This window comes from Streptomyces sp. NPDC090499 (assembly GCF_044769305.1).
Lineage (GTDB): Bacteria > Actinomycetota > Actinomycetes > Streptomycetales > Streptomycetaceae > Streptomyces.
This window is the reverse complement of sequence record NZ_JBIVXP010000021.1, coordinates 76,316-100,765: the sequence shown is the minus strand read 5'-3', so window position 1 is coordinate 100,765 and position 24,450 is coordinate 76,316. Positions and strand designations below refer to the sequence as shown.

The 24,450-nt window shown below is 72.8% G+C and carries 21 protein-coding genes and 2 pseudogenes; 9 read left to right on the top strand and 14 right to left on the bottom strand.

Translation table 11 applies throughout. From position 1 onward, the window contains the following. Window positions 1-3: 3 nt before the first annotated feature. The 3 genes from ACIQVL_RS43785 to ACIQVL_RS43775 are packed head-to-tail and all read right to left on the bottom strand — an operon-like array spanning window position 4 to window position 3,577. Window positions 4-1,065 carry an iron-containing alcohol dehydrogenase family protein gene (locus ACIQVL_RS43785; protein WP_403435634.1) on the bottom strand — a complete coding sequence of 354 codons (1,062 nt, stop codon included), beginning with the start codon at window positions 1,063-1,065 and terminating at the stop codon, window positions 4-6. Beyond that, window positions 1,053-1,805, bottom strand: a complete 753-nt coding sequence (locus ACIQVL_RS43780) for a sugar phosphate nucleotidyltransferase (RefSeq protein ID WP_403435633.1) — start codon at window positions 1,803-1,805, stop codon at window positions 1,053-1,055. The genes ACIQVL_RS43785 and ACIQVL_RS43780 overlap by 13 nt, the downstream gene beginning before the upstream one ends. After that, window positions 1,802-3,577 carry a DUF5941 domain-containing protein gene (locus tag ACIQVL_RS43775; protein WP_403478267.1) on the bottom strand — a complete coding sequence of 592 codons (1,776 nt, stop codon included), beginning with the start codon at window positions 3,575-3,577 and terminating at the stop codon, window positions 1,802-1,804. The genes ACIQVL_RS43780 and ACIQVL_RS43775 overlap by 4 nt, the downstream gene beginning before the upstream one ends. Window positions 3,578-4,001: 424 nt before the next feature. Between ACIQVL_RS43775 and ACIQVL_RS43770 the strand changes: the two genes are divergently transcribed. Next, window positions 4,002-4,943, top strand: a complete 942-nt coding sequence (locus ACIQVL_RS43770) for a cation diffusion facilitator family transporter (RefSeq protein WP_403435630.1) — start codon at window positions 4,002-4,004, stop codon at window positions 4,941-4,943. A gap of 204 nt (window positions 4,944-5,147) precedes the next feature. Then, window positions 5,148-5,741 carry an isopentenyl-diphosphate Delta-isomerase gene (gene idi / locus ACIQVL_RS43765; protein ID WP_093497795.1) on the top strand — a complete coding sequence of 198 codons (594 nt, stop codon included), beginning with the start codon at window positions 5,148-5,150 and terminating at the stop codon, window positions 5,739-5,741. A gap of 9 nt (window positions 5,742-5,750) precedes the next feature. Here idi and ACIQVL_RS43760 read toward each other — a convergent pair whose 3' ends face one another. Beyond that, window positions 5,751-6,245 carry an ATP-binding protein gene (locus tag ACIQVL_RS43760; RefSeq protein ID WP_403436031.1) on the bottom strand — a complete coding sequence of 165 codons (495 nt, stop codon included), beginning with the start codon at window positions 6,243-6,245 and terminating at the stop codon, window positions 5,751-5,753. 266 nt (window positions 6,246-6,511) lie between these two features. On the opposite strand from ACIQVL_RS43760, the gene ACIQVL_RS43755 reads away from it, so the two are divergent. Beyond that, window positions 6,512-7,267 carry an enoyl-CoA hydratase/isomerase family protein gene (locus ACIQVL_RS43755; protein WP_403478266.1) on the top strand — a complete coding sequence of 252 codons (756 nt, stop codon included), beginning with the start codon at window positions 6,512-6,514 and terminating at the stop codon, window positions 7,265-7,267. On the opposite strand, the gene ACIQVL_RS43750 is transcribed toward ACIQVL_RS43755, so the two are convergent. The 3 genes and pseudogenes from ACIQVL_RS43750 to ACIQVL_RS43740 all read right to left on the bottom strand — a co-directional run. Continuing rightward, a complete protein-coding gene (locus ACIQVL_RS43750) occupies window positions 7,239-7,421 on the bottom strand; it encodes a hypothetical protein (RefSeq protein WP_403478292.1) in 183 nt (60 codons plus the stop codon). The genes ACIQVL_RS43755 and ACIQVL_RS43750 overlap by 29 nt on opposite strands. A 42-nt stretch (window positions 7,422-7,463) precedes the next feature. Continuing rightward, window positions 7,464-7,577 (bottom strand): annotated as a pseudogene (locus ACIQVL_RS43745) (DJ-1/PfpI family protein); the annotation flags it as partial. A gap of 13 nt (window positions 7,578-7,590) precedes the next feature. Further along, a pseudogene (locus ACIQVL_RS43740) lies at window positions 7,591-8,154 on the bottom strand (AraC family transcriptional regulator); the annotation flags it as partial. 136 nt (window positions 8,155-8,290) lie between these two features. On the opposite strand from ACIQVL_RS43740, the gene ACIQVL_RS43735 reads away from it, so the two are divergent. The 3 genes from ACIQVL_RS43735 (at window position 8,291) to ACIQVL_RS43725 (ending at window position 12,332) form a co-directional block, all read left to right on the top strand. Then, window positions 8,291-9,160, top strand: a complete 870-nt coding sequence (locus tag ACIQVL_RS43735) for a hypothetical protein (RefSeq protein ID WP_403435624.1) — start codon at window positions 8,291-8,293, stop codon at window positions 9,158-9,160. Window positions 9,161-9,636: 476 nt separating this feature from the next. After that, window positions 9,637-12,021, top strand: a complete 2,385-nt coding sequence (locus ACIQVL_RS43730; protein WP_403435622.1) for a Tex family protein — start codon at window positions 9,637-9,639, stop codon at window positions 12,019-12,021. Window positions 12,022-12,056: 35 nt separating this feature from the next. Next, window positions 12,057-12,332, top strand: a complete 276-nt coding sequence (locus ACIQVL_RS43725) for a DUF664 domain-containing protein (protein ID WP_403478265.1) — start codon at window positions 12,057-12,059, stop codon at window positions 12,330-12,332. Between the two features lie 182 nt (window positions 12,333-12,514). Here ACIQVL_RS43725 and ACIQVL_RS43720 read toward each other — a convergent pair whose 3' ends face one another. Beyond that, window positions 12,515-12,679 carry a hypothetical protein gene (locus tag ACIQVL_RS43720; protein WP_403435619.1) on the bottom strand — a complete coding sequence of 55 codons (165 nt, stop codon included), beginning with the start codon at window positions 12,677-12,679 and terminating at the stop codon, window positions 12,515-12,517. 43 nt (window positions 12,680-12,722) lie between these two features. On the opposite strand from ACIQVL_RS43720, the gene ACIQVL_RS43715 reads away from it, so the two are divergent. After that, the gene (locus ACIQVL_RS43715; RefSeq protein WP_403478264.1) at window positions 12,723-13,136 is read left to right on the top strand and encodes a DUF4232 domain-containing protein; all 414 of its coding nucleotides are present in this window, start codon (window positions 12,723-12,725) and stop codon (window positions 13,134-13,136) included. Window positions 13,137-13,169: 33 nt separating this feature from the next. On the opposite strand, the gene ACIQVL_RS43710 is transcribed toward ACIQVL_RS43715, so the two are convergent. The 4 genes from ACIQVL_RS43710 to ACIQVL_RS43695 form a co-directional block, all read right to left on the bottom strand. Further along, a complete protein-coding gene (locus tag ACIQVL_RS43710; RefSeq protein WP_403435615.1) occupies window positions 13,170-15,686 on the bottom strand; it encodes a flippase-like domain-containing protein in 2,517 nt (838 codons plus the stop codon). Between the two features lie 163 nt (window positions 15,687-15,849). Then, window positions 15,850-16,326: a DUF1003 domain-containing protein gene (locus ACIQVL_RS43705; protein ID WP_403478263.1), complete on the bottom strand. Its 477-nt coding sequence runs from the start codon at window positions 16,324-16,326 to the stop codon at window positions 15,850-15,852. A gap of 128 nt (window positions 16,327-16,454) precedes the next feature. Then, window positions 16,455-18,095 (bottom strand): ABC-F family ATP-binding cassette domain-containing protein, encoded by a 1,641-nt coding sequence (locus ACIQVL_RS43700; RefSeq protein WP_403478262.1) that lies wholly within the window; start codon window positions 18,093-18,095, stop codon window positions 16,455-16,457. A 56-nt stretch (window positions 18,096-18,151) separates the two neighbouring features. After that, window positions 18,152-19,174: an oxidoreductase gene (locus tag ACIQVL_RS43695; RefSeq protein WP_403478261.1), complete on the bottom strand. Its 1,023-nt coding sequence runs from the start codon at window positions 19,172-19,174 to the stop codon at window positions 18,152-18,154. An 89-nt stretch (window positions 19,175-19,263) separates the two neighbouring features. On the opposite strand from ACIQVL_RS43695, the gene ACIQVL_RS43690 reads away from it, so the two are divergent. After that, window positions 19,264-20,184, top strand: coding sequence for an FAD-dependent oxidoreductase (locus tag ACIQVL_RS43690; RefSeq protein ID WP_403478290.1), 921 nt, complete (start codon window positions 19,264-19,266; stop codon window positions 20,182-20,184). 4 nt (window positions 20,185-20,188) lie between these two features. On the opposite strand, the gene ACIQVL_RS43685 is transcribed toward ACIQVL_RS43690, so the two are convergent. Continuing rightward, a complete protein-coding gene (locus ACIQVL_RS43685; protein ID WP_403478260.1) occupies window positions 20,189-22,141 on the bottom strand; it encodes a Xaa-Pro dipeptidyl-peptidase in 1,953 nt (650 codons plus the stop codon). A 223-nt stretch (window positions 22,142-22,364) separates the two neighbouring features. Between ACIQVL_RS43685 and ACIQVL_RS43680 the strand changes: the two genes are divergently transcribed. After that, window positions 22,365-23,834, top strand: a complete 1,470-nt coding sequence (locus tag ACIQVL_RS43680) for a M1 family metallopeptidase (RefSeq protein ID WP_403478259.1) — start codon at window positions 22,365-22,367, stop codon at window positions 23,832-23,834. Between the two features lie 96 nt (window positions 23,835-23,930). On the opposite strand, the gene ACIQVL_RS43675 is transcribed toward ACIQVL_RS43680, so the two are convergent. Continuing rightward, the gene (locus tag ACIQVL_RS43675; RefSeq protein ID WP_403478258.1) at window positions 23,931-24,422 is read right to left on the bottom strand and encodes a macro domain-containing protein; all 492 of its coding nucleotides are present in this window, start codon (window positions 24,420-24,422) and stop codon (window positions 23,931-23,933) included. Window positions 24,423-24,450 lie beyond the last annotated feature (28 nt).

The window sequence follows — 24,450 nt, the reverse complement described above, 5'->3', positions numbered from 1 at the left end:
AGTTCAGCTACCGATGGCCTTGACATAGTCGACGTAGAAGTCCTTGATCTGGTGGGTCTTGAGGTCGAGGTGTTCGAGGATGGTGTAGCGGCCGGGCCTGGTCTCCGGAGCGAACTCCACGACCCGGACGAACTCGTCCACGGTGAAGCCGATCTCCTCCGGCAGCACCGGCAGTCCGTGCCGGCGCAGCACATCGGCCATGTGCACGGACTCCTCGTGGGCTCCGCGCAGGTACATCGCGAAGGCCGCGCCGAGCCCGCACTGCTCGCCATGGCTGGCGGCACGCCTCGGGAAGAGCAGGTCGAAGGCGTGGTTGATCTCGTGGCAGGCGCCGGAGGACGGGCGGGAGTCGCCCGACACCGACATGGCGATGCCGCTGAGCACCAGCGCCTCGGCGAGCACCTGGAGGAAGTCGTTCTCGCCGATGCCGCCGGGGTGGCGCAGTACCGCCTCGCCGGCCTGCCGGGCCATGGCGGCCGCCAGACCGTCGATCTTCTCGCCGGTGACGCGGTGGGACAGCTCCCAGTCCGCGATCGCCGAGATGTTGGAGACGGCGTCGCCGATCCCGGAGCGCACGAAACGCGCCGGGGCCTCCCGGACGACGTCGAGGTCGATGACGACCGCGATCGGGTTGGGCACGCCGTACGAGCCGCGGCCCGCGTCGTTGTCGAGGGTGGCGACGGGCGAGCACAGGCCGTCGTGGGCGAGGTTCGTCGGGACGGCGACCAGCGGCAGGCCCACCCGGGCGGCCGCGAACTTGGCGCAGTCGATGATCTTGCCGCCGCCGAGGCCGACGACCGCGTCGTAGTGGCCGGCCTTGATCTCGCCGGCCAGCCGGATCGCGTCGTCGAGGGTGCCGCCGCCGACCTCGTACCAGGTGGCGCCGGGCAGGCTCGGCGAGACGCGCTCGCGCAGCTGCGAACCGGAGCCGCCGCTGACCGCGACGGCGAGCCGGCCGGAGTGCGAGATGCGTTCGTCGGCGAGCACGCCGGCGAGGTCGTCGAGGGCACCCGGGCGGATGTCGACGACGACCGGGGAGGGGATCAGCCGGGTCAGTACTGGCACGCGATCTCCCGTCCCCGGGCGAGGTCGTCGTGGTTGTCGATCTCGACCCACCGGACGTCGCCGATCGGCGCCACGTCGATCCGGAAGCCGCGGTCGACCAGCTCCTGGTAGCCGTGCTCGTAGAACTGCTGCGGGTCGGTCTCCCAGACCGCCTTCAGCGCCTCGGCCAGCTCGGGCGCGGCGTCGCCCTCGATGAGGGTGACGCCGATGTACTCGCCGGTGGCCTCGGCGGGGTCCATCAGCTTGGTGATCTTCGTCATGCCCTGGCCGGCGCCGACGACGACCTTCATCTCCTCGTCGGCGAGGTCCTTGACCGTGTCCAGCGCCAGGATGATCTTCTTGCCCTCGCCGCGGGCGGCGAGCAGCGTCTTCTCGACGGAGACCGGGTGCACGGTGTCGCCGTTGGCGAGGATCACACCGTCCTTGAGGGCGTCACGGCCGCACCACAGGGAGTAGGCGTTGTTCCACTCCTCGGCCTTGTCGTTGTCGATGAGGGTGAGCTTGAGCCCGTACTTGGCCTCCAGGGCCGCCTTGCGCTCGTAGACGGCCTCCTTGCGGTAGCCGACGATGATCGCGACCTCGGTCAGGCCGATCTCGGCGAAGTTGCCGAGGGTCAGGTCGAGCACCGTGATCGAGTCCTCTATCCCGGCGGGCCCCACCGGCACCAGCGCCTTGGGCAGGCTGTCGGTGTAGGGGCGCAGACGCCGTCCGGCGCCGGCCGCCAGCACGAGGCCGATCATGCGGGTTCTCCTTCGTCGTGTACGGCGGGCGCCCCTGCGGACACCCAGAAGCGGATGCTCTCGACGAGCACCAGCCCGGCCACGAGCACGGCGAGAACCGTGAGCGCGGCCTTGAACTGCGCGGCGGTGAGCGCCGTGGCCAGGACGGTGACCAGCAGCGTCCGCCCTTCCTGTCCCCCGATGGCGCGTACCAGCCAGGCCGGCGGCGCCCCGGCGTCGCCGCGGATGCGGTACACCGTGTCGTAGTGATGGTAGGCGACGGCGGCCACCAGACCGAAAGCCGCGGGAAGGGCTCCGTTCACCCCGGATTTGCTTGCGAGGATCAGGCCGGTGCCGTATTCGGCGGCCCGGAAGAGGGGCGGGACCAGCCAGTCGAGGGCGCCCTTGAGGGGTTTGACGACCGCTTCGGACGAGATCAGGACGTAGACGACGGCGCCCCCGACGAGCGCCGGTCCCGGGCCGTCGAGCCAGGCGGCGAGGAGCAGCAGCGCGGTGCCGGCGGCCGCCCACAGCACCGCCGGACCCTTGCTCGCACGGCGCAGGACGCGGGCGCTCAGCTCCGCCAGCGGGCCGGTGTCGGCCAGGTCCGCCAGCGCCCGCGCCGCCCGGTCGGTCCGCTTCGCCTTCCGGGTCAGCGACCGCAGCACCCGCCCGGCCGTGGTGTACGTGGCGGCGAATGCACAGCCGGCCAGCAGCACGTAGAAGGTGATCCGGGGGGTGGTGGCGGCCGTGAGGACGGCTATCAGGGCCCATCGTTCGCCGATGGGCAGGACTATCATCCGGCGCACCCAGACCGTCCAGCCGACGCTGTCGAGCCGGCCGGAGAGCGCGGCGGTGGGGCTGGTGTTGGCGGTGGCGTCGTGGTTGGCCTCGTTGAAGGAGAAGTCGACCACGTGCCGGCAGGTCTGCAGGATCATCGCGCCGAGCGCGAGCGCCCATACATCGTCATGGCCGCCGCGGGCGGCGCCCAGGGCGAGGCCCGCGTAGTAGGCGTACTCCTTGGCCCGGTCGAAGGTGGCGTCCAGCCAGGCGCCGAGGGTGGAGTACTGCAGGGAGTAGCGGGCGAGCTGGCCGTCGGTGCAGTCCAGGACGAACGAGCAGAGCAGCAGGACGCCCGCGGCGACGAAGCCGGTCCGGGTGCCGGTGGCCGCGCAGGCCGCCGCGATCAGGGCGGTGAGCAGCGAGGCGGTGGTGACCTGGTTGGGGGTCAGTCCGCGCCGGGCGCACCAGCGGGCGATGTAGCGCGAGTACGGGCTGATGAAGAAGGTGGTGAAGAAGCCGTCCCGGGACTTCACGGCCGACCTGAGGCGTACGGCCTCGTCGTCGACGGCGGCGACGGCCTGCCGGGCCTCGTTGCGGGCCTGCGGGTCGGCGGGCACGGCGGCGACCAGGCTGCCCAGCTCGGGGCGGTGGACGTCGGCGTCCAGGGCGGTGACCAGGCCGTCGACGGCGAGGGCGGTGGCACCGCCGGCGGCGGCCTCCCGGGCCAGCGCGCGGGCCAGGGCCGGCCGGGCGGCCGGCTGGGCGGTGACGGCGCCGGGGATCGCGGCGAGCGGGAAGCGGGGGTCGGTGAGGCCGAGACGCAGGGCGTGCAGGTGGCCGACGAAGCGGGCGTCGACGACGGCGACGCGGCCGTCGGCCGGTACGGCCGCGAGCAGGGCCTCGGCCTCGGCGGTGTCCGACGCCGCCCGCACCTCGAAGCCGAGGGCCCGCAGATCGCTCTCCAGTGACGATCCGGGGACCGGCGGACCGGTGACGATGGCGGTCGACAACCGAACTCACTCCCTGGGTGCCGGCGGCCGGGCGCCGGTCTGCTGCGTGGTGGGGCGGGGTGTGCCTGGCGGCCCCCGGACGGCATTCGGCAGAGGTTAGCGGATGGTGAGGACTGCTTGTTCACCGGCCGTTCACGGCACGGTCGGCCCGCTCTGTCCCTGCCTTTGCCGAGATCATCATCCGCGATCCGGGCCCCGGCCCACAAATGACGTTCGCAGAACGGGCATTGAGGACACCGCCCGACGGGCGGCCGGCCGGTCGCCCACGGTGCCCGGCCCGGCACCCGAGGCAACTGAGGGTGCCCTGGCCTGGGGTTCGTTTCCGCAGGTCAGGGCACATGACAACGGTGTTCAGTGCCGCGTTGCCGGATACCCCCCACCCGTAGTTCACTGTGATCCCGGGCGAACACAGGAGGCGTATCTCATGGGGGCAGGGCACGACCACGGCCACAGCCACAGCCACGCACCGCCGACCGGTACGGCCGCGGCGGCGTACCGCGGCCGGCTCCGGGTGGCGCTCGCCATCACCCTCGGGGTGATGGTGGTCGAGATCGCCGGCGGCCTGCTGGCCGACTCGCTCGCGCTGATCGCGGACGCGGCCCACATGGCGACCGACGCGCTGGGCCTGGGCATGGCCCTGCTGGCGATCCACTTCGCCAACCGCCCGGCCAGCACCAACCGCACCTTCGGCCTCGCCCGCGCCGAGATCCTCGCGGCCCTGGCGAACTGCCTGCTGCTGCTCGTGGTCGGCGGCTACGTGCTGTACGAGGCGGTCCAGCGGTTCCTCACGCCCGCGGACACGCACGGCGGCCAGATGATCGTGTTCGGTCTGATCGGTCTGGTCGCCAACATGATCTCGCTCACGCTGCTGGTCCGCGGCCAGCAGGAGAGCCTGAACGTGCGCGGCGCCTTCCTGGAGGTGGCGGCCGACGCGCTGGGCTCGCTGGCGGTGCTGATCTCGGCCGTGGTGATCCTGACCACCGGCTGGCAGGCGGCCGACCCGATCGCCTCACTGGTGATCGGCCTGATGATCGTGCCGAGGACGGTGAAGCTGCTGCGCGAGACCCTGGACGTCCTGCTGGAGGCGGCGCCGCGGGACGTCGACATGGCGGAGGTGCGGTCGCACATCCTGGCACTGGACGGCGTGGAGGACGTCCACGACCTGCACGCCTGGACGATCACCTCGGGGATGCCGGTGCTGTCGGCGCACGTGGTGGTCCGCTCGGACGTGCTGAGCGCCATCGGCCACGAGAAGATGCTGCACGAGCTGCAGGGCTGCCTGGGCCACCACTTCGACGTGGAGCACTGCACCTTCCAGCTGGAGCCGGGCGGGCACGCGGAGCACGAGGCCCGGCTCTGCCACTGACCCCGCCGGGCCCGGGGGCCTGGAACGCGGCGCTCCGCACTCCCCCGGCGGGCTGGTGTTCGAGACCCCCGGACGGTTCCCTCTCGCACCCGTAGGGCACGATCAAGTACCGGGTCCCTCTTCCGGCGTGCCCGTGCCGGGAAGTGCCGGGAGTGTCGGATTCGTACGGCAGACTTGGTGCGAGGACCGAGGCGAAGGATGGGTATGCCGATCACACCTGCCACCGCGACGCACAGCACGTCGGAAGGGACCGCAGACGCGATTTTCCTTGAACTCGTCGACGAGAAGGGTGTGACCATCGGCACCGCGGAGAAGCTGGCCGCGCACCAGCCGCCCGGGCAGCTGCACCGGGCGTTCTCCGTCTTCCTCTTCGACGAACACGGCAGGCTGCTGCTCCAGCAGCGGGCCCTGGGCAAGTACCACTCCCCCGGCGTGTGGTCCAACACCTGCTGCGGCCACCCCTACCCCGGCGAGGCGCCCTTCGCGGCGGCGGCCCGGCGGACCTTCGAGGAGCTGGGGGTCTCCCCGTCGCTGCTCGCCGAGGCGGGCACGGTCCGCTACAACCACCCGGACCCGGCCTCCGGCCTGGTCGAGCAGGAGTTCAACCACCTGTTCGTCGGCATGGTGCAGGCGACGCTCGCGCCGGACCCGGAGGAGGTCGAGGCGACCGTCTTCGTGACGGCCGCCGAGCTGGCCGAGCGGCACGCGAAGGACCCCTTCTCGTCCTGGTTCATGACCGTGCTGGACGCGGCCCGCCCGGCGATCAGGGAGCTGACGGGCCCGTCCGCGGGCTGGTGAACCGGCCGCTCAGGGCAGCGTCGCGGGCTTGAGCGGCAGGGCGGCCCAGATCACCTTGCCGCCACTCGACGTGTGCTCCACGTCCACGACCCCGCCCGCCTCCCGGGCCACCTCCCGCACCAGCAGCAGCCCCCGGCCGCCGGTCCGGCCGTGGTCGGCCTCCAGGGCGGTCGGGCGGTAGGGATGGCTGTCCTCCACCGACACCCGCACCCACTCGGCGCCGACGGCGACCTCCACGGCGAGCACCGGCGACAGCAGCGCCGCGTGCTTGACCGCGTTGGTGACCAGTTCGGAGACGATCAGCAACAGCCCGTACACCAGGTCCTCCGAGACCGGGACGCCCTGGCGCTGGAGCAGGTCCCGTACGGCGCGGCGCGCCTGCGGGACCGAGGCGTCCACGGCGGGGGCGGTGAACCGCCAGACTCCTTCGTACGGCAGCGGACCCGGCGGCGGAGCGCCGCCTCCCTCTGGACGCGGGTCGTGCCCGCGCCCGTGGTTCTCCATCGTCCGGTCGCCACCCTCGCGCTCGATTGTCACCACACGTCGAGTGTTGGCAACGACCCGCTCCGCTCCGGAGGACTGAACACAAGTCAGCAAATATCGAGCGGATCTGACCGTTGGCGTATGACAAGGTCAGTTGTGGAACGACTCTTGCCCTCCTCGATACCGATTTCGCGAACTATTCGGGTTGTACGGGTATGAGAACTTTCCGAGGGATACGACGGCGGCCGCCCGGGGCAGGGCGGACCCGCGCCTATAGCATCCCGCCCATGGAGCCCCGCCTCACCCACCAGGTCGAAGAAGCCGTTGCCACCGTAGTCATCGGCAACCCGGCCAAACGCAACGCGATGACCGCGGAGATGTGGCGCACCCTCCCGCCGCTCCTCGACCGCCTCGCGGCCGACCCCGCCGTGCGGGCCCTGGTGCTCACCGGCGAGGGCGGCACCTTCTGCGCCGGCGCCGACATCTCCACCCTCCGGGGCTCCCCCGCCGAGGCGCAGTCCCTCGCCGTCGCCGCCGAGGAGGCCCTCGCCGCGTTCCCCAAGCCGACCCTCGCCGCGGTGCGCGGCCACTGCGTCGGCGGCGGCTCGCAGCTCGCCGCCGCCTGCGACCTGCGGTTCGCCGAGGAGGGCGCGTTGTTCGGGGTGACACCGGCCAAGCTCGGCATCGTCTACCCGGCCGCCTCCACCCGCCGCCTGGTGTCCCTCGTCGGCCCGGCCGCCACCAAGTACCTGCTCTTCTCCGGCGAGCTGATCGACGCGGAGCGGGCGCTGCGCACCGGTCTGGTCGACGAGGTGCTGCCCTCGGGCGAGCTGGACAAGCGGGTGGCCGGGTTCACCCGGATCCTGGCCGCCCGCTCGCAGCTGACGCAGGCCGCCGCGAAGGAGTTCGCGAACGGCCGTACGGACCGGGACGCGCACTGGGCCGAGCAGGCAGGCGGCAGCGGCGACACCGCCGAGGGGGTCGCCGCCTTCCTGGAGCGCCGTCAGCCGCGGTTCACGTGGGCAGTTCCGCCCCGAGGATGAACCGGCTCATCGAGCGGAGCAGGGCGACGACCTCGGCGGGCGCCTTCTGCGGGGAGCCCGCGTCGTAGGGCGGCTGCGGGTCGTACTCGATGCCGAGCTGCACCGCCTGGGCGACCGCGTCCCCGGAGATCCGGCCGATCAGGGTGAGGCCCATGTCGATGCCGGCGGAGACACCGGCCGCGGAGACGTACTTGCCGTCGAGGACGACCCGCTCCCCCGTCGGTTCGACGCCGAACCCGCGCAGTTCGTCGAGGGCGAGCCAGTGCGAGGTGGCGCGCCGTCCTCCGAGGAGGCCGGCGGCGGCGAGCAGCAGGGAGCCGGTGCACCACCAGGTGCCGGGCGACGGTGAGCGCGACGTCCCGGCCCAGGTCCTCCTCGACGAGCGCGAGCGCGAGGTCGATGCCGGACGTGACCCCCGCCGAGGTGGCGACGTGACCGTCCCGGACGTAGATCGGGTCGGGGTCGACCTCGACGGCGGGGTGATCCCGCGCCAGCTTGTCGCAGTACGCCCAGTGGGTGGTCGCCCGGTGCCCGTCCAGGAGCCCGGCGGCGGCGAGCAGGACGGCTCCGGTGCAGACCGAGACCAGCCGTGCGGCGCGCGGCCCGTGCGCCCGCAGCCACGCCACCAGTTCCGGGTCGGGCCACCGGGTGCCCTGCCCGCCGGGGACGAGCAGGGTGTGCGGGCCGGACGCGTCGGCCAGGGTCTGGTCCGGTACGACCGTCAGCCCGCTGGAGGTGCGCACGGGAGCGCCGTCCAGGGAGGCGGTACGGATCCGGTAGCTGCCCGGGGTGTGGGTGTCGGCACCCGTGAAGACCTCCACCGGGCCGGTGACGTCGAGGCTCTGGACGCCGTCGAAGAGGACGACGAGAACGGTTCGCTGCGCCATGTCATCGATTGTTGGCCGGTCCGCCGATGGCCGCAATGACGAGCAGCCCACCTTTCCTGCCATCCCGGACGGCGTACGGCGCCGGCCTCGGTCCGGACACTGGAAGTCCGTACCAACCAGTCAGTAGCGTGCCGCCATGACAACCGCCGTCCTGGAGCCGCGCGCCGGCCGCCGCTGCCACACCCTGCTCAACTCCCTGCACGCGAGCCACTTCTTCAGCCCCGAGCTGGCCGAGGAACTGGCCGCGCTCGGGGTCACCCATCCGCGGGCCGTCAACTTCGCGGTGCGGGCGGCCGCGTTGGGGCCGGTCGGGGCCGGCACGGTGACGGCGACGTTCTACAACTACAAGTACGAGCTGGTGGCCCGGCATGTGCCGGCCGTCTGGGAGACCGCGTCCCCGAAGGACGTCCTCGCCGCACGCGTGCGTGCCGTCGACGCGTCGATGCGGCGGCTGCTCGGTGCGGACGCGGTGGCCTCCGACCGGATGGCCGAGGCCGCGCGGCTCGCGCTGCGCGCCACCGAGGCCTGCTCGCGCTCCGGCCGCCCGCTGTACGCCGCCCACGCCGACCTGCCGGTGCCTCAGGAACCCCACCTCGCCTACTGGCACGCGAGCACGCTGCTGCGCGAGCACCGCGGCGACGGTCACCTCGCGGTGCTGCTGGCGGCCGGTCTCGACGGCCTTGAGGCGGTGGTGACGCACACGGCGACCGGCAAGGGCATGGCCCCGAAGTGGGTGTTCGCCACGCGCGGCTGGAGCCAGGACGACTGGGACGCGACGGCGGACCGGCTGCGCGACCGCGGCCTGCTGGACGCGGCGGGCGAGCTGACCGAGGCGGGGGTGGCCCTGCGGGCGGACATCGAAACGGAGACGGACCGCCTGGACCGGGCACCCTACGAGCACCTGGGACCCGACGGAGTGGCCCGGCTGACAGAACTGGCGGCGGACTTCGCAAGGACGGCGGTGGCCGCGGGAGCGTTCCCTGCGGACCTTATCGGCAAGGGGTGACGCGGCCGGGGGGGTGCGGCCCCGGGGGGCGGCCGGTGAGCGCGGCCGGTGAGCGCGGCCGGTGAGCGCGGCCGGTTCGGCACCGCCGGACAGCGCCGTCGGGGCTGAGCGCCGATGCGGCGGAATGTGGGAGGCGGGCGGATCGCCGGAAGCGGGCGCGTTCCCGGGAGCGGACGGGTTCCCGGGAGCGCACGCGTTCCCGGGAGCGCACGCGTTCCCGGGAGCGGACAGGTTCCCCGGAGCGGACGGGTTCCCGGGGGCGGACAGGTTCCCCGGAGCGGGCAGGTTGCCGGGAGTGGGTTCTCGGTGTGGGGGCGATTCGTTTGTCTGGCTTCGTTCAGGCGTGCGAGCGAATCGCCGGGTGTGCGGTGGATTCGAGGTGTGTCCGTGTCGCGGAACGGCGCCCTGGGGCCCGGTTGTCGGTGTCACCTGCCACAATTGCGGCGCAACCTCAGTGGAGAAGGCGGTACGGGATCGTGACGACACCCGGGTCCCTGGTTCCAGGGTCCATCGAAGGCAGGATCGCCGAGGAGCTCGGCGTACGGGAGCGGCAGGTCAAGGCTGCCGTGGAGCTGCTCGACGGCGGTTCGACGGTGCCCTTCATCGCCCGCTACCGCAAGGAAGCGACCGAGATGCTCGACGACGCGCAGCTGCGCACGCTCGAGGAGCGGCTGCGCTACCTGCGGGAGCTGGAGGAGCGGCGGACGGCGATCCTGGAGTCGGTTCGGGAGCAGGGCAAGCTCACCGCCGAGCTGGAGGCGCAGATCCGGGGCGCCGAGACCAAGGCGCGGCTGGAGGACATCTACCTGCCGTACAAGCCGAAGCGGCGGACCAAGGCGCAGATCGCGCGGGAGGCCGGTCTCGAACCGCTGGCCGAGGGGCTGCTCGGGGACCCGGGCGTGGAGCCGCTGGCGGCCGCGGCCGCGTTCGTCGACGCGGACAAGGGTGTCGCCGATCCGCAGGCCGCCCTGGACGGTGCCCGCGCGATCCTCACCGAGCGTTTCTCGGAGGACGCCGACCTGATCGGTGAGCTGCGCGAGCGCATGTGGGTGCGCGGCCGGCTCGCCGCGAAGGTGCGGGACGGCAAGGAGGAGGCGGGCGCGAAGTTCGCCGACTACTTCGAGTTCGCCGAGCCCTTCACCGACCTGCCCTCGCACCGCATCCTGGCGATGCTGCGCGGCGAGAAGGAGGAGGTCCTCGACCTCGTCCTGGAGCCGGAGGAGCCCACCGAGGGCCCGTCCTCGTTCGAGGGGATCGTCGGCCACCGGTTCGGGATCGCCGACCGGGGCCGGCCGGCCGACAAGTGGCTGACCGACACGGTCCGCTGGGCCTGGCGCACCCGCCTCCTCGTCCACCTCGGCATCGACCTGCGGCTGCGGCTGCGCACCGCCGCCGAGGACGAGGCGGTCAACGTGTTCGCGGCGAACCTGCGCGACCTGCTGCTCGCCGCCCCGGCCGGCACCCGCGCGACACTGGGCCTGGACCCCGGTTTCCGGACCGGCGTGAAGGTCGCCGTCGTCGACGCCACCGGCAAGGTCGTCGCCACCGACGTCATCTACCCGCACGTGCCGGCCAACAAGTGGGACGAGGCGATCGCCAAGCTGGCCCGGCTGGCCAAGGAGCACGCGGTCGACCTGGTCGCGATCGGCAACGGCACGGCGTCCCGCGAGACCGACAAGCTCGCCGGTGAACTGATCACCAAGCACCCGGAGCTGAAGCTCACCAAGGTCATGGTGTCGGAGGCGGGCGCGTCCGTGTACTCGGCGTCCGCGTTCGCCTCCCAGGAGCTGCCCGACATGGACGTGTCGCTGCGCGGCGCCGTCTCCATCGCCCGCCGGCTCCAGGACCCCCTGGCCGAGCTGGTGAAGATCGACCCCAAGTCGATCGGCGTCGGCCAGTACCAGCACGACCTGTCCGAGGTGAAGCTGTCCCGTTCGCTGGACGCGGTGGTCGAGGACTGTGTGAACGGCGTGGGCGTGGACGTCAACACGGCGTCGGCCCCGCTCCTCGCCCGGGTCTCCGGCATCACCTCCGGACTCGCCGAGAACATCGTCGCCCACCGCGACGCCAACGGCCCGTTCACCGCCCGTGGCCAGCTGAAGAACGTGGCCCGGCTCGGCCCGAAGGCCTACGAGCAGTGCGCGGGCTTCCTGCGCATCCGCGGCGGCGACGACCCGCTGGACGCGTCGAGCGTCCACCCGGAGGCGTACCCCGTCGTCCGGCGGATGGTGAAGACGTCGGGCCAGGAGGTGGCCGCGCTCATCGGCAACACGGGGGCGCTGCGCTCGTTGCGGCCGTCGGACTTCGTGGACGAGACGTTCGGTCTGCCGACCGTCACCGACATCCTCAAGGAGCTGGAGAAGCCGGGGCGCGACCCGCGTCCGGCGTTCAAGACGGCCACCTTCAAGGAGGGCGTCGAGAAGATCTCCGACCTGTCCTCCGGGATGGTCCTGGAGGGCGTCGTGACGAACGTGGCGGCCTTCGGCGCGTTCATCGACGTCGGTGTCCACCAGGACGGTCTGGCGCATGTCTCCGCGCTGTCCAAGACGTTCGTCAAGGACCCGCGGGACGTGGTGAAGCCGGGTGACATCGTCAAGGTGAAGGTCCTCGACGTGGACATCCCGCGCAAGCGGATCTCGCTGACGCTGCGGCTGGACGACGAGGCGGCGCCGGCCTCCGGCGGTGAGCGCCGCCCGCAACAGCAGCGGGGCGGCGGCGGGCGTCCGCCGCAGCAGCGGCAACAGCAGCAGCGGCAGGGAGGCGGCGGCCGTCAGGCGGCGGCGCCCGCGCCCGCGAACAGTGCGATGGCCGATGCGCTGCGCCGGGCCGGGTTGCTGGGCGGGAAGGACGGCAAGCGCTGACGAGGCCTTCCGGGGTGGGGAACCGCGGGTCCGTCGTGGCTGGCCGCGCGGTTCCTCCCCCGGCGGCCGTCGGCCGGGGGTGCCCCCGGCCGATCTGGACCCACTCGGACGGAACGATCGCCGCCCTGCCCCTCGACGCCGTCGGGCAACTGCCCGTCGACCCGCCCAAGGACATCACCCTCCACCGGGTCCTCACCCACCTGGCCGCCGAGAGCCGGCGGCACGCCGGTCACGCCGACATCGTGCGCGAGCTCGTCGCCGGGGCAGCGGGGCAGCAGGCGGCCGAGGAGGCCGGGCGGGGCGGCCGGTGAACCCGAGGCGAAAGGGGCATGTCAAAACGCTGACGTACCTGTGTGTGCCCCGTGATCGTGCATAGCGTTCACCTCATGCGCACACGGGGTGGGAGGCAGTTGCTGTTGGCCGGGCTGCTGATGGCCGCAACGGCGGCCTGTGATTCGGGAGTTCACTATTCCGTTCCCGATACGCAGACCAGTCACGAGACGTCGGCGCGACCTGACGCGGCCACGACCCCGGCCACTCCGGCCCGGCACCCCGCCAGGGCGACCGGAGCAGCCCAGACCCCGGCTTCCAGCCGGACAGCCGCTCCCTCGGACACCCGGTCCCGCACCACCACGGCACCCAGTGCCCCCACCTGCACGACGCAGGACCTCGCGGCCGCCGAGGGGCGGACCAGTCCCCAGGTGGGTGGCCCCCTCCCGGGGTTCGCCGCGGAGATCGTGCTGCGCAATCGCTCCCGCTCGACGTGCCTGCTGAGTGGCTGGCCCGGTCTCACCTTCTTCGGTGACGCCACCCTCTACATCTGCACGACAGCCGACCCCCCGGGCTGCAAGAGCGGGCCGGTGAGCACCTCCGGTACCCGCCCGTTCAAGGTCAGCCGGTCCGCAGCGACCGTCCCGCCTGCCGTCCTGCTCACCCCGGGACAGACCACGTCGTTCGTGCTGCACGCGGACGACCAGTGCCCGGGGCCGGGCGCCCCCTACGGCGTGGACATCCGCCTGCCCGGCAGCTCCCGGGCGCTGACCCTGGTGCCCGGTCCGCTCCTCTCCCCGTGCAACGAAAAGCTGGTCGTCACCGCTTTCGGCGCTGCCGCCTGACCCGAACCGCGACCCGGCACCGGACCTTGCCCGTCAGACGTACCCGCGACGCTGTACGAAGCCGAGCGCGGCCGCGCCCAGCGGCACGTTCAGCCAGAACGTGAGCAGCCGGTAGACCAGGACCGCCGAGGTGGCCGGGCCCGCCGGTACGCCGAGGGCGGTCAGGCCCGCGATGAGGCCCGCTTCGAGGGCGCCGAGTCCGCCGGGGACCGGGGCCGCGTTGGCGAGCAGGCGGGCCGCCATGAACGCGGCGCCGAGCTGGACGAAGGGGAGGTCGCCGCCGAGCGCGTGCAGGCTGAGGGCGAGTCCGACGATCTGGACGAGGGGCAGACCGAGCATGCCGACGACGCCCAGGGTCAGCTTGGCGGGGTCGGCGGCGACCCCGGTGAGCGTCGTCCCGGCCGCGCGCAGGAACGGCCACACCTTCGCGCGCAGGAAGCGGCGGCCGGGCGGGGTCAGGCCGAGCAGGCCTCCGGCAGCCAGTACGAGGACGATCGCGGGCAGGGTGTACCTGCCGACGGGCAGGTCGAGGTGCACGCCGCCGTGGTGCTGTCCGGCCGCGGCGAAGAAGACGGTGGCGACCACCACGTTGGAGACCGCGCCGGCCAGGCTCTGCAGTCCGACGGAGGCCGTCGCCGCGCCGGTCTCGACCCCCGTCCTCTGCAGGTAGCGGAGGTTCAGCGCCATGCCGCCGACGTTGCCCGGGGTGATCCGGTTCAGGAAGGAGCTGGCGAACTGCACCTGGTAGGTGGCCCGGAAGGGCAGCCGCCCGGGAATGGTGCCCAGCTGCAGACAGGTCGAGAAGCCCTGCGAGACGAAGGTGACGGGGACGACCGCGAGCAGCCACCACCAGTCGGCGTCGCGCAGCGCGCGGAGTGCGGCCGGGGCGTTGGCGAGCTGCGGCAGCACGAGGTGGAGGATCAGGAAGGCACCGGCAAGTCCCAGGACGCTCTTCCAGGTGAACCGGGCGAGCGGGGCGGGCTTGGCGGCCGGTGCGTCGCAGGCCGTGCGTACTTCGGCGGCAAGGTCGTGCATCAGGTTCGGCCGGCCGCCGGGGCGCAGGGTGCGGTGCCCGGTACCGGCTGTGGCCTCCCGGGCACGGGCCTGGTCGTAGCGGGCCACCGCGCGGCGGGCCGGGCCCAGGAGGGCGAGCGGTTGCAGGTACGGCAGGGCGGTCGCGAGCCGTTCGGGGCCGAGGCCGGCCAGGGCGCAGGCGGTGGCGCGGGCCGGTCCGACGCGTACGGCGGTGGTGGCGAGCAGTTCCGCGAGGTCGCTGCCGAGCGTCTCCGGCGGCGCGTTGAGCTGGGCCCGCGCGAACGCCGTGAGCCGGGTGCCGCCGTCCGGTGTGACCAGGATGTGCTCGGGGCGCAGGGCCCGGTGGGCGAGGCGGTGTTCGTGGATGTGGGCCACGGCCGCCCACGCCGCGCCGAGCAGGGGGTCGGTCAGTTCCTCGTCGGGGAGCACGGACAGCGGGCGGGCGCCGTGCCCGACCGTCACCAGGACCGCACCGCCCCCGGTCACCGGGTAGGCGATGACGGGGTCGGCGACCCGTGCGCCGGTGCGGGCGGCGAAGACCAGCATGAGCAGTTCGTGTTCGGCGGCGCCGAGCGGTGTCTGCTCGCCGGGGTCGGACGGGTGGCGCAGCAGGACGCGCCGGGCGAGCCGGTGGAACAGGTCGCGCCCCCGGTCCTCGGCGCCGAGGGCGCGTACCGTCAACTGCGCGCCTTCGGTGGTCTCGGCGTCGTAGAGGACGCCCTCGCCGGGGAGTTGGCGGTCGGCCGGCAGTTCGCGGAGGGTGGCGAGGGGGATCCCGCAGGCGACGAGGGCGTCGGCGACGGCCTGGGCCGGCGGCCGGTCGGGCGGGCCGCCCGCCATGAGGAGGACGGCCGATCCCGCGGCGCCGCCGACGACGAGGGCGCCGAACGCGTCCAGCGGGACGAGCGAGGCGGCCAGCGCGCCGAGCACCGCGCAGCCGGCGGTCAGGGCCCACAGCGCCCGCCGCCACGGCCGGGCCAGCCAGGGGCCCGCGGCGACGACCGAGGACGCGCAGGCCGCCAGGTACACCGCCGAAGGCCAGCCCGCGTGCACCAGTCCACCACGGCCGACGAGGACCTCCGGCCACAGCTCGGGTCTGCTCTCGGCCAGCGCGAGACGGGTGAGGGTCCAGCCGACGGCCGCGCCCAGGGCCGCGGCGGGCAGCACCCTCGACACCGCGTCGAACCGGCGCCGTACGACGAGGACGACCAGGGCGGCCAGCGGGGCGAGCATGGCGACCGCCTGCACCGTGCCGACGAGCGCGTCGCGCAGGGCGGGTGGCAGTGCGGTGGCCGCGGTGAGCAGGCCCTGCTGCGCCCTGCGGGCGAAGTCCCGGGTGGCGACCGCCACCAGCACCGTGAGCGCGAGGGCGGCCAGCGAGACCAGCAGCCGCAGCAGGTCGGCCGCGCGCCGCACGTCCCGGGGCGGCGGGGCGTCGACGGTGGGCGCCGCCCCGCCCGCTCCGGCGTCGCCCACCAGGTCGGAGGAGAGCAGCATGCTGTGCCGGTCGGTCATGCCCCGCCTCCGGCGAGGCGGCCAGGACAGCCCATGCGCATGCTCCTTGGGGCACAGGTCCGGCTCGCCCGGACGTCGGCCCATGGTTCCATGCGGCAGGAGTTCCGCGCCTGCGTCGAATGACTGTCAGGCAGACGCAGTCGGCCGGCTGTCGGCCGGCCGATCATGTCTCCTTCGGCGGCTGTGCGGTGCCGTTCATCCGGGCGCGGTTCTCGGCGAGCAGTTCCTGGACGCGCTTCTCCACTTCCACGGGGTCGATGCCGAGGGCCCGGCCCATGTGGATGGACCACACCTCCGAGCGCACGTTGGTCTCGAAGTCCAGGTCGGCGCGGACGTTCTCGCGGGCGGCCTGGCGGTTCTGGCTCACCATCACGAAGGTGGACAGGAAGATCGCCTCCAGGCTGACGATCATGGTGAGCAGCCCGAAGGGGAACGGGTCCCAGATCGCGCCCTTGCCGAACACGCCCTCGTTGCAGACGATCCAGACCGCGAACCACAGGGCGTGGAAGTAGACGAAGGTCATGGTGCCGGCGAAGGCGGTGATCGCGTCGGCGATGCGGTCCTGGGTGCCGCGCAGTTGGGCGAGGACGTCCTGTTCGTTCGCGATCCGCGGGGCCGACCGCTTCGGCGATGTGCTCATGGCCAGTCTCCTGCCGGGTGTAGGGGCCGGGTCGGGTTGTCGGCCGGCTGCGGGTGCGTTGTGGTTGCTCGCGCAGTTGCCCGCGCCCCGTGCGGGGCGCTCCGGTCACGGGGCGCTGTCGGGCGGGGTCAGCGTTCCGTCACCTTGCCCGCCGCGACCTCCAGGCGGCGGGTGACGCGGACCGCGTCCAGCATGCGGCGGTCGTGGGTGACCAGGAGGAGGGTGCCCTCGTAGGTGTCGAGCGCCGACTCCAGCTGCTCGATGGCGGGCAGGTCCAGGTGGTTCGTCGGCTCGTCCAGGACGAGGAGGTTGACGCCGCGGCCCTGGAGCAGGGCCAGGGCCGCGCGGGTGCGCTCCCCCGGTGACAACGTGGCCGCGGAGCGCAGCACGTGGTCCTGTCCGAGGCCGAACTTGGCCAGCAGGGTGCGGACTTCCACCGGCTCGGTGTCCGGGACCGCCGCGCAGAACGCGTCCAGCAGGGACTCGGTGCCGTGGAAGAGCTTGCGGGCCTGGTCGACCTCGCCGACCACCACACCCGGGCCGAGGGCGGCGTGCCCGGCGTCCAGCTCCACCCGGCCCAGCAGCGCGGCGAGCAGCGTCGACTTGCCGGCGCCGTTCGCGCCGGTCACCGCGACCCGGTCCGCCCAGTCGATCTGCAGGGAGACCGGTCCGAAGGCGAAGTCGCCGCGCCGTACCTCCGCGTCCCGCAGGGTGGCGACGACGGCGCCGGAGCGCGGGGCCGCGGCGATCTCCATGCGGAGTTCCCACTCCTTGCGGGGCTCCTCGACGACGTCCAGGCGTTCGATCATGCGCTGGGTCTGGCGGGCCTTGGCGGCCTGCTTCTCGCTGGCCTCGCTGCGGAACTTGCGGCCGATCTTGTCGTTGTCGTTGGACGCCTTGCGCCGGGCGTTCTTGACGCCCTTGTCCATCCAGCCGCGCTGCATCTGGGCCCGGTCCTGGAGGGCGGACTTCTTGTCGGCGTACTCGTCGTAGTCCTCGCGGGCGTGCCGACGGGCCGTCTCGCGCTCCTCCAGGTAGGCGTCGTAGCCGCCGCCGTAGAGGTGGATCTGCTGCTGGGCCAGGTCGAGTTCGAGGACCTTGGTGACCGTGCGGGTGAGGAACTCGCGGTCGTGGCTGACGACGACCGTGCCGGCGCGCAGGCCGGTCACGAACCGTTCGAGGCGCTCCAGGCCGTCCAGGTCGAGGTCGTTGGTGGGCTCGTCGAGGAGGAAGACGTCGTAGCGGGAGAGGAGCAGGGAGGCGAGGCCGGCGCGGGCGGCCTGGCCGCCGGAGAGGGCGGTCATCGGCTGGTCGAGGTCGACGGCCAGGCCGAGGGAGTCGGCGACCTCCTCGGCGCGCTCCTCCAGGTCGGCACCGCCGAGGTCGAGCCAGCGCTCCAGGCTGACCGCGTAGGCGTCGTCGGCGCCCGGTGCGCCGTCGACCAGGGCCTGGGTCGCCTCGTCCATCACGCGCTGTGCCTCGGCGACCCCGGTGCGCCGGGCGAGGAAGGCGCGGACGGTCTCGCCGGGCCGCCGCTCCGGCTCCTGGGGCAGGTGGCCGACGGTCGCGGTCGGCGGGGAGAGCCGCAGTTCGCCCTGTTCGGGGGCGGTGAGCCCGGCGAGCAGCCGGAGCAGGGTGGACTTGCCCGCGCCGTTGGCACCGACCAGACCGATCACGTCTCCGGGCGCGACGACGAGGTCGAGCCCGGAGAAGAGCGAGCGGTCGCCGTGCCCGGCGGCGAGGTTCTTGGCGACGAGGGTGGCAGTCATCAGGACGCCGATCCTAATGGGCCGGGCAGCCCGTCCTCAGCCCCGTTCTCCCCCGGTCAGCGCTCCAGGGCCGCCACCAGCACGCTTCCGGAGGTGCGGGCCACGACGAAGGAGCCGCCCCTGGCCGTCCTGCCGTCCAGCGGGATGCGGTGGCGGCCGGGCTCCAGGACGCCGTCGAAGAGTTCGTGGGCGCGGGGGCGGGAGAGCCGGTCGAGGCGGTACGACGTGAGCCGCACCCGGCAGGGCGAGGTGACCTCGACGCCGGCGGTGCCGTCGGCGGCGGCCAGGGCGGCCAGCCGGCGTTGCGGGAGCGGGCTGCGGTCGAGGGCGTGTTCGATCTGGGCGACGAGGAGCGGGACGATCGGGGCGAGTCCGTCGACGTAGGACACCGCCACGCCGGCCCGCTCGAAGGCCTGGCGTACGGCGGACCGCTCGGCCTCGCCGGCCGCGGGGCCGAAGACGACGGCCGCGTAGCCGCGGAGTTCCTCGGCGGGGACGCCGTCGGCGTCGCGGGTGATGTCGGCGCCGATGCCGATGGCGCGCAGGGCCGCGGCCAGCTTGGCGAGGAGGGCGACGCGCGCGCCGATCAGCAGCACCCGGCGGCCGGGCGGCGGGCCGGAGTCGGCCAGGAGTGCACCGAGTGCCTCCCGGTACCCGGGGCCGTGGAAGCGGAACGGGCCGATGCCGTGGTAGCCGTTGAGCTCCAGGTCGGCGTGTTCGGCGGTCTGCCAGGCGAAGTCCCGCCAGATGTAGTCGTCGCCGTCGTGCTCGATGACGGCGGTGACCGCCCCGCAGGCCAGGTCCTGGCACTCGGGGCAGCCGTAGACGACGTACCGGCCGTCGGGCAGCGGGGCCTCGGACTCCAGTAGGAGGCTGCGGACCTGGGCGGTGAAGATCGCGGGCGGGACGTCGGAGGCGAGCGGGGAGACGGCGTCCAGGTCGGAGAGCTGGAACAGCAGCGGGTGACCGTCGACGACGAAGTCCACGAAGTCCCGGTGGAGCTGGTAGCCGCCGTCGGCGCGGACACCGCCGGCGCGCATCGCCGGGGCCAGGCCGAAGGTCGCGTATGCGGCAGACATGCTGTGAGTATCCCCAGAGCGGGACGATCTGAGCGCGGCATGACATATTCCGCTAACGTCGCGGTGTGCAGCCTGAGCTGAGTGACGAGGTGATCGTGGTCGGCGGCGGGGTCGTCGGACTGACCACGGCGGTGGTGCTGGCCGAGGGCGGGCGGCGGGTGCGGGTGTGGGCCCGGGAGACCGGCGGGCGTACGACCTCGGCGGTCGCCGGCGCGCTGTGGTGGCCGTACCGCATCGAGCCGGAGGCGCTGGTCGGGGAATGGTCGCTCGCCTCACTTGTCGTGTACGAGGCGCTGGCGGCGCAGCCGGAGGAGACGGGCGTACGCCTGGTCGAGGGCGTACACGGCGGCCTGCGCCTGGACGGGCTCGGTGCGTGGGCGGCCGAGGTGCCGGGGCTGGCGCAGACCGGTGAAGGTCTCGCGGCCCGGCTGCCGTTGATCGACATGCCGGTCCATCTGGAGTGGCTGCGGAAGCGGTTGGAGCAGGCGGGTGGGACGGTCGAGGAGCGGGTGGTGGCGACGCTGGACGAGGTGCCCGCGCCGGTCGTGGTCAACTGCACGGGACTCGGGGCCCGTTCGCTCGTACCCGATCCGGCGGTGCGTCCGGTGCGCGGGCAGCTGGTCGTGGTGGAGAACCCCGGGATCACCACCTGGTACACGTCCGACGAGGTGGCGGGGGGCGCGTCCGCCTACTTCTTCCCGCAGCCCGGCGGGCTGCTGCTCGGGGGGACGGCGGAGGAGGACGCCTGGTCGCTGGAGCCGGATCCGGAGGTCGCTGCCGGGATCGTGGCGCGCTGCGCCGAGGTCCGGCCGGAGATCGCCGGGGCGCGGGTGCTGGCGCACCGGGTGGGGCTGCGGCCATACCGGTCGGCGGTCCGCCTGGAGCACGAACTCCGGCCGGACGGCGGAGTACTGGTGCACAACTACGGGCACGGCGGGGCCGGCGTCACGGTCGCCTGGGGCTGTGCGCGGGAGGCGGCCGGGCTGGTGGACACCGGCCCGGCCGCCTGAGCGGTCAGCTCGCGGGGACGCGCTGGACGGTGCGCGGGGCGCGGACCCCGTGCAGGGCGTTCTTCTCGGGCGCGGTCCAGCGGGTGGCGGTCGCGCGGGTGAGCGCGTCCGGGCCGCCGACCAGCGGGACCCTGGCCGTCGTACGGGACAGGTCCACGGTGAGCGTCGGGGTGCTGGACGGCGGGTCGATGAGGTCCTTGTCCGTGCCCGCGACGATCAGTGCCAGGCGGTGGCCCTTGGGTACGACGTGGTCGGTGGCCGCCAGGTCGAGCGTGATGGTGTAGGCCTTGCCGGGGGTGAGCGGGACGCCCTTGCCGGGGTCGGCGTAGGTGCCGAGGTCGGCCCAGCCGCGGCTGAAGACGGTGTAGTCGACGGCCTTGGTCTTGGCCGCCGTCTTCAGGAAGCAGGCGCTGTCACCGGCGGTGCTCTCGCCCCAGCAGGTGCGGTCGGTGAGGGTGGTGATGCCCTCGGCGCCGTCGGCGTAGTCCCGGATGGTGTCCGGGCCGAGGTCGACCAGGACGGCGGTCAGGTGGACCGTCGAGGTGGTCGGGGTGGCGGTGACGGTCACCTTCGACGAGCCGGACAGCCGCAGGTCCCGCGTGAGCGGCGCGGTGAGGAAGCCGGCCTTGTCCGGGGTCGGGGTGGCGAGCTGGGCGGCCCAGTCGGTCTCGCTCTGCTGCGGGTCGTCGGTGAACGTCTCGGTGCCGGAGCCCTGGTGCAGGCCGAGGGTGCCGACACCGGCCTGGGTGCCGGCGGCGGGGCGCAGGGTGGTGGTCTGCGTGCCGCGCGGCGGCCACACCGACGAGGTCACCCACTGGTCGGGGTGGCGCTCGATGTCGGCCATCGGCCGGCGGTCGATGCCGTTGTCGTAGCCGAGGAGTTCGTGGTCGAACCAGCGGTGCAGGGTGTCCACCCAGGCGCCGCGCCGGTAGTCGAAGGGGTCGACGTGCCCGGTCTGGGAGAGCCAGATCTTGCGCTCGACGCCGTTCTTGGCGAGGGCGTCCCACCACTGGCCGAAGTGCTTGGTGCGGACGTTGAGGTCCTGCATGCCGTGCACGAGGAAGACGCTGGCCCTCACCTTGGACGCGTCCTTGACGTAGTCGCGCTCGGTCCACAGGCCGGTCCAGTCGCCGCTGCGCGGGGCGCCGTCGACGAGCTGCTGCTGGACGGCACCGCACTTGGCGTAGGCGTCGTCGCTCTCGACGGCGCCGGCCAGCCAGTCGGGGCCCGAGTCGTAGAGCGGGGCACCCTGGGCGAAGTAGTAGTCGTACCAGGACGAGATGGCGCTGATCGGGACGATCGTCTTCAGTCCCTTGACGCCGGTGGCGGCCACGCCGTTGGCGATGGTGCCGTCCCAGCTCTTGCCGATCATGCCGGTCTTCCCGTTGGTCCAGCTCGCCTTGACCGGGGTGGTGCCGGTCCGGCTGCGGTACGCCTTCGCCCGGCCGTTGAGCCAGTCGACGACGGCCTTCGCGGACTGGATGTCGGAGCGGCCGCCGACGTCGACGCAGCCGTCGGAGCGGTTGGTGCCGGCCAGGTCGACGCCGACGACGGCGTAGCCGCGGGGCACGAAGTAGTTGTCGTAGAAGAGCGGCATCTGGACGACGTTCCCGCCCGCGTCGTACGTCTTCAGCTGGCTCTCGTTGCCGCGGCCGCAGCAGGAGTAGTAGGGGCTGGCGTCCATGATGACCGGCACCTTGCGGCCCTGCGCGGCGGGTTCGGCGGGCCGGACGATGTCGGCGGCGACCCGGTCGGTCTTCCCGTCGCCGTCGGAGTCGAGGCCGGTGTCCACCCAGACCGCCTCGCGGATGGCGTTCGCGTACGAGTAGACCGGTTGGCTCTCGCGCGGGGCGCCGGAAGCCTGGGCCGCGGCCGGGGTGAGGAAGGCGGCGATCAGGGCGGCGACGGCCGCGACGGCGAGCGGTCTCCAGATCGTGAAGCGCGTGCGTTTCGGCATGCGGCGGACGCTACCCCCGTCAACTCCTGTGCAGAAGGGGGCATCTGGGGGGCCGTCAGGCCGGATTGCGGCCGAATGGCGATCGTGTGACAGCAGGTGCCATGGACAGGCCAGGTGGCACAGGGACTGAATAGGCTCCGAACAGTTTCGTGCTCCATCGACTTGGCGCGGCCCGCCCCGGTGTGGCGGACGCGTCTCGGCCCCCTACCGACCTGGAGTTCTCGTGCACCGCAGAATCCTCGCGCCGGGCGCCCTCGCGGCGGCCTCCCTGCTGCTGGCGATCCCGGCATCGGCCGCGAGCTACAGCCCCGGCGCACCGGGCATCGGCGACCCCTACTACCCGTACTACGGCAACGGCGGTTACGACGTCTCCCACTACGACCTCCGCCTGCAGTACCAGCCGGCCACCGACGAGCTGGCCGGTACGGCGACGATCCTGGCGCGCACCACGCAGGACCTGTCCAGCTTCGACCTGGACTTCCTGCTGGACGTCAGCGAGGTACGGGTGAACGGGGTGAAGGCGGACTTCGCCACGTCCGGTCAGCACGAACTGGTCGTCACCCCCAGGTCGCCGCTGGCCAAGGGCACGCAGGTCACCGTCGTCGTCCGCTACAGCGGGGTGCCGTCGACCAAGAGCGCGTACGGCTTCGACACGTGGCACCGCACCCCGGACGGGGCGGTCGCGGCGGACGAGCCCGAGGCTGCCTGGTGGTGGTACCCGAGCAACGACCACCCGTTGGACAAGGCGACCTACGACGTGTCGGTGGCCGTCCCCGACGGCACCCAGGTCATCTCCAACGGCCTGCTCCAGTCGACGAGTTCGCAGCGCGGCTGGACCCGGTACAACTGGCGGCAGAACAAGCCGCAGGCGACCTACCTGACCACCCTGGCGGTCGGGAAGTTCGACATCACGACGAGCACCTCCGAGGGCGGGGTGCCCGTCGTCAACGCCTACAGCAAGGACCTCGGCGACAACGACGGGGCGGCGCGGGCGAGCGTGGAGCGCACCGGGGAGCTGGTCGACTGGCTCTCCGGCTACTTCGGGCCGTATCCGTTCAGTTCGGCGGGCGGGTACGTGCCGAACACCACGACCGGGTACGCGCTGGAGACGCAGACCCGCGTGTACTACAGCCCGAAGCAGTTCGCGAACGGCTCCAACACGTCGGTGGTCGTGCACGAGCTGGCGCACCAGTGGTACGGCGACGACGTCTCCCTCAAGGGCTGGAAGGACATCTGGCTCAACGAGGGGTTCGCGCGCTACGCCCAGTGGCTGTGGTCGGAGCACGAGGGCGAGGGCACGACGCAGGAGCTCGCCGACTACGTGTACGCGTCGCATCCGGGCGACGACGCGTTCTGGACGGTGAAGCCGGGGGATCCCGGCCCCGACGACCAGTTCGACATCGCTGTCTACGACCGGGGGGCGCTGGCCGTGCAGGCGCTGCGGAACGCGGTCGGGGACGACGCGTTCTTCGCGATTCTGAAGGGGTGGCCGAAGGAGCACGCGTACGGGAACGCGTCCGTGGCCGACTTCGAGGAGTACGCGGAGAAGGTGTCGGGGAAGTCGCTGTCCGGGTTGTTCGATGCGTGGCTGTTCCAGCCCGCGAAGCCGGCGGCGCCCGCGTTGAGGGCCGTGGTGGCTCCGGTGCAGCCGAAGTCGTGGAAGCGGATCGAGGCTACGAACGACGTGCACTGAGGGGGTGCCGGGTGCGGTGAGTGGAGGGCTGCGGGTCCGTTGCGGCTGGTCGCGCAGTCCTCCCCCAGCCTTCGGCCGGGGGTACCCCCAGCGCCCCTAGAGGGGCGCCTCCGTGCCGTGGTCGTAGACGGTGACCGGGATTCCCCTGGCCACCAGGCGCTCCTGTATCAGCGGCTCGATTCGCGACCATTTACCCCCGGCCAAACCGCAACCGATCCGCGGCATGTGCACCGACGCGCCGAGTTCGGTCGCCTTGTCGGCGAGCTTGGCCAGCGCCGTGTCTATCGCCTCGTAGCGGACCGGTACGCCCTTGCTGCCGGTCCTCGTGCCCCGTTGGCCGATCATGTTGGCCACCCAGATGTACCGGTCTACGCGGACCAGTTGGAGCGCGCCCAGGCCGAAGTCGTTCGCGGCTCGGTCGCGGTGCCAGGCGCGGTACGCCTTCTCGGGCTCCGGCCAGCGGCGGGAGAGGGCCAGTACGAAGCCCTTTCCCCAGCCGCCCAGGTCGTTGCAGACATGCGCTATCACCTTGACGCCCTTGCCCGACGGTGAGGTGGCGTCGCCCCGGATGTACGTGATCTCCCCCATGACGACACCCTAGGCGATGCCACTGACA